Annotated in this window: 1 protein-coding gene; it reads right to left on the bottom strand. The window is 62.3% G+C overall.

Translation table 11 applies throughout. The annotated features are described in order from the left end of the window. A partial coding sequence (locus tag M5G26_RS04055) for a beta strand repeat-containing protein (RefSeq protein WP_337993663.1) occupies positions 1–5103 on the bottom strand: 5103 nt, incomplete at both ends.

Below are 5103 nucleotides of genomic sequence, written 5' to 3'. Positions count from 1 at the left end.
GGCGCGTGGCCGGTCAATGCATCGTTCGGCGCGGTGGTGGTCGCGGTGCCGGTGGTCTGGCCAACCCCAATGGTGATGGTCTGACCGTTGGCCAGGGTCACGACCACAGGCGAACCGGTGACTGGCGCGCCGACGGTAGCAGTGTAGGTAACGGTGCCGCCCTCAGCCGCCGACTCGGTCGCGGTGAGTTTGACGGCGGTGGTATCGATGGTGTCGGTGACTTCGGTCACGGCCGGAACAGTGCTCGGCACCAGATTTTCGAAGTTGCCACCGGTAGCGGTGGAGATCGTCGCTTCGACTTTGCCGGCATCTTTGTAAACGTCATCCGCTGGCGCAGCGACGGTCACGGTGCCGGTGGTTTTGCCGGCCTCGATGGTGATCACGGCGCCGTTGCTCAGCGTCACGGTCACTGGCGAGCCAGCAGCGTTGGTCAATGTGGCGGTGTAGATGATCGAGCCGCCCTCAGCCACGGAACCGGTCGCGCTGAGCGACAGGTTGGTGGTGTCGACGGTGTCGGTCACGGTGGTGCTGACCGGTGTTTTGTCCGCCACCAGATTTTCGTAGTTGCCGCCGGTTACGTCGGTGATCGCGTTGGTGATCGGCGCGTGGCCGGTCAGCGCATCGTTCGGTGCGGTGAAGGTCACGGTGCCGGTGGTTTTACCGACTTCGATGGTGATGTTCTGACCATTGGCCAGGGTCACGGTGACCGGCGAACCGGTTACCGGAGCGCCAACAGTGGCGGTGTAAGTAACCGTGCCGCCTTCAGCCACGGAAGTGTCGGCTGTCAATTTGACGGTCGAGGTGTCGATGGTATCGGTGACTTCGGTTACGGCCGGCACAGTGCTCGGCACCAGGTTTTCGAAGTTGCCGCCAGTTGCGGTGGAGATCGTCGCTTCGACTTTGCCCGCGTCTTTGTAGACGTCGTCTGCTGGTGCAGGAACAGTCACGGTCCCGGTGGTTTTACCAGTTTCGATGGTGATTACCGCGCCATTCGACAGGGTCACGGTGACCGGGCTGCCAGCTGCATTGGTCAGGGTCGCGGTGTAGGTGATCTGGCCGCCTTCAGCCACGGTGCCGGTCGCCGTCAGCGACAGGTTGGTGGTGTCGACGGTGTCGGTGACATTGGTCGAAACCGGCGTTTTGTCAGCCACCAGATTTTCGAAGTTGCCGCCGCTCACCTCAGTGATCGCATTGGTGATCGGCGCGTGGCCGGTCAATGCATCGTTCGGCGCGGTGGTGGTCGCGGTGCCGGTGGTCTGGCCAACCCCAATGGTGATGGTCTGACCGTTGGCCAGGGTCACAACCACAGGCGAACCGGTGACTGGCGCGCCGACGGTAGCAGTGTAGGTAACGGTACCGCCCTCAGCCGCCGACTCGGTCGCGGTGAGTTTGACGCTGGTGGTATCGATGGTGTCGGTAACGTTGGTCACCGCTGGCACGGTGCTAGGCACCAGGTTCTCGAAGTTACCGCCGGTTGCATCCTTGATCGTCACTTCGACTTTGCCAGCGTCTTTGTAGACGTCATCGGCAGGCGCTGGAACGGTTACGGTGCCGGTGGTTTTGCCGGCTTCGATAGTGATCACCGAACCGTTCGACAGGGTCACGGTCACCGGGGTGCCGGCCGGGTTGGTCAGGGTCGCGGTGTAAACGATCGAACCGCCTTCAGCCACCGAATCGGTCGCGGTCAGGTTCAGGTTGGTGGTGTCGGTGGTGTCCGAAACCGCGGTGTCGGCGGACTTGCCGTCGACCGCGAGTTTTTCGTAGTTGCCACCGGTAGCGCCGTCGATGGTTACGCTCAGCGAGCTGCCACCAGCCAGTGGGCTGTTCGGTGCAACGAAGTTCACCGTGCCGGTGGTTTCACCGACGGCGATGGTGATGGTCTGGCCGTTGGACAGGTTCACGACAACCGGCGAGCCAGTGACTGGCGCGGTCACGGTCGCGGTGTAGACCACGGTTTCGCCTTCAGCGACGTTGGCGGTGGCGGTCAGCGACACGGTGGAGGTGTCGATGGTGTCGTTAACGGTGGTGACGGCTGGCGCTGTGCTGGTGACCAGGTTTTCGAAGTCGCCACCGGTCGCGCCCTTGATGGTCGCTTCAACGGTACCGGCATCTTTGTAGACGTCATCTTTCGGCGCGTCGACGGTGACGGTGCCGGTGGTTTTGCCGGCGTCGATGGTGATCACGGCACCGTTCGACAGAGTCACGTTGACCGGCGAACCAGCGGCGTTGGTCAGGGTCGCGGTGTAGGTGATCTGGCCGCCTTCGTTGACCGAACCGGTGGCGGTTAGCGACAGGTTGGTGGTGTCGACAGTGTCGGTGACGGTGGTGCTGACCGGGGTTTTGTCGGCCACGAGGTTTTCGTAATTGCCGCCGGAAACGTCGGTGATCGCGTTGGTCAGCGGAGCGTGGCCAGTCAGCGCATCGTTTGGCGCGGTAGTGGTCACGGTCCCGGTGGTTTTACCCACTTCGATGGTGATGTTCTGACCGTTGGCCAGGGTCACCACAACTGGCGAGCCAGTGACTGGCGCACCGACCGTGGCGGTGTAGGTGACGGTGCCACCTTCAGCCGCCGACTCGGTGGCGGTCAGTTTGACCGTCGAGGTGTCGATGGTGTCAGAGACGTCGGTTACGGCTGGCGTGGTGCTCGGCACCAGGTTCTCGAAGTTGCCGCCGGTGGCGTCCTTGATCGTGACTTCGACTTTGCCGGCGTCTTTATAGACGTCATCGGCGGGCGCAGGAACGGTCACGGTGCCGGTGGTTTTGCCGGCCTCGATGGTGATCACCGAACCGTTGCTCAGGGTCACGGTCACTGGCGTGCCGGCCGGATTGGTCAGGGTTGCGGTGTAAACGATCGAACCACCTTCAGCCACGGTGTCGGTCGCAGTCAGCGACAGGTTGGTGGTATCGACAGTGTCAGTAACAGTGGTCGAAACCGGAGTCTTGTCGGCAACCAGATTCTCGTAGTTACCGCCGCTTACGTCAGTGATCGCATTGGTCAGCGGGGTGTGGCCGTTCAACGCATCGTTCGGCGCAGTGGTGGTCACAGTGCCGGTGGTTTTACCCACTTCGATGGTGATGTTCTGACCGTTGGCCAGGGTCACCACAACTGGCGAGCCAGTGACTGGCGCACCGACCGTGGCGGTGTAGGTGACGGTGCCACCTTCAGCCGCCGACTCGGTGGCGGTCAGTTTGACCGTCGAAGTGTCGATGGTGTCAGAGACGTCGGTTACGGCTGGCGTGGTGCTCGGCACCAGGTTCTCGAAGTTGCCGCCGGTGGCGTCCTTGATCGTGACTTCGACTTTGCCGGCGTCTTTATAGACGTCATCGGCGGGCGCAGGAACGGTCACGGTGCCGGTGGTTTTGCCGGCCTCGATGGTGATCACCGAACCGTTGCTCAGGGTCACGGTCACTGGCGTGCCGGCCGGATTGGTCAGGGTTGCGGTGTAAACGATCGAACCGCCTTCAGCCACGGTACCAGTCGCGGTCAGCGACAGGTTGGTGGTGTCGACGGTGTCAGTGACGGTGGTCGAAACCGGGGTTTTGTCGGCAACGAGGTTCTCGTAATTGCCGCCGCTCACGTCAGTGATCGCATTGGTCAGCGGGGTGTGGCCGTTCAACGCATCGTTCGGCGCGGTGGTGGTCACGGTGCCGGTGGTTTTGCCGATTTCGATGGTGATGTTTTGGCCGTTGGCCAAGGTCACGACGACAGGCGAGCCGGTGACTGGTGCGCCGACGGTGGCGGTGTAAGTGACGGTGCCACCTTCAGCAGCTGACTCGGTGGCGGTCAGTTTGATGGTGCTGGTGTCGATGGTGTCGGTGACTTCGGTCACGACCGGAACAGTGCTCGGCACCAGGTTCTCGAAGTTGCCGCCGGTAGCGTCCTTGATGGTGACTTCGACTTTGCCGGCGTCTTTGTAGACGTCATCGGCCGGTGCAGCGACGGTGACGGTGCCGGTGGTCTTGCCCGCTTCAATGGTGATCACCGAGCCGTTGCTCAGGGTCACGGTCACCGGCGTACCGGCCGGATTGGTCAGCGTCGCGGTGTAGATGATCGAACCGCCCTCGGCGACCGAGTTGGTGGCGCTGAGCGACAGGTCAGTGGTGTCGACGGTGTCAGTGACCGTGGTCGAAACCGGAGTCTTGTCGGCCACGAGGTTTTCGTAGTTGCCGCCGCTCACGTCAGTGATCGCATTGGTCAGCGGGGTGTGGCCGTTCAACGCATCGTTCGGCGCGGTGGTGGTCACGGTGCCGGTGGTTTTGCCGATTTCGATGGTGATGTTCTGGCCGTTGGCCAAGGTCACGGTGACCGGCGAACCGGTAACTGGAGCGCCGACAGTGGCGGTGTAAGTGACGGTGCCGCCTTCGGCCACGGAGGTATCGGCCGTCAGTTTGACGGTCGAGGTGTCTATGGTGTCGGTGACTTCGGTCACAGCCGGAACAGTGCTCGGCACGAGGTTTTCGAAGTTGCCACCGGTGGCAGTCGAAATCGTCGCTTCAACTTTGCCCGCGTCTTTGTAAACGTCATCGGCCGGAGCTGGAACGGTCACAGTGCCTGTGGTTTTGCCTGCTTCGATGGTGATTACCGCGCCGTTCGACAAAGTCACGGTAACTGGCGAGCCAGCCGCGTTGGTCAGGGTTGCGGTGTAAACAATCGAACCACCTTCGGCCACAGTGCCGGTCGCAGTCAGCGACAGGTTAGTGGTGTCGACAGTGTCGGTGACATTGGTCGAAACCGGCGTTTTGTCAGCCACCAGATTTTCGTAATTGCCGCCGCTGACCTCAGTGATCGCATTGGTGATCGGCGCGTGGCCGGTCAATGCGTCGTTTGGCGCCGTGGTGGTCGCGGTGCCGGTGGTCTGGCCGACGCCGATGGTGATCGTCTGACCGTTTGTCAGGGTGACGACAACCGGCGAGCCGGTGACTGGAGCGCCGACAGTGGCGGTGTAAGTGACGGTGCCGCCTTCGGCCACGGAGGTATCGGCCGTTAGTTTGACGGTCGAGGTGTCGATGGTGTCGGTGACTTCGGTCACGGCCGGAACAGTGCTCGGCACCAGATTTTTGAAGGTGCCACCGGGGGCGGGGGGGGTGGGCGCTTTGACCTTT

The organism is Pseudomonas sp. TNT2022 ID642, assembly GCF_028656995.1.
Lineage (GTDB): Bacteria > Pseudomonadota > Gammaproteobacteria > Pseudomonadales > Pseudomonadaceae > Aquipseudomonas.
Note: the sequence above shows the minus strand (reverse complement) of the source record. Positions and strands in the feature narration are given on the sequence as shown.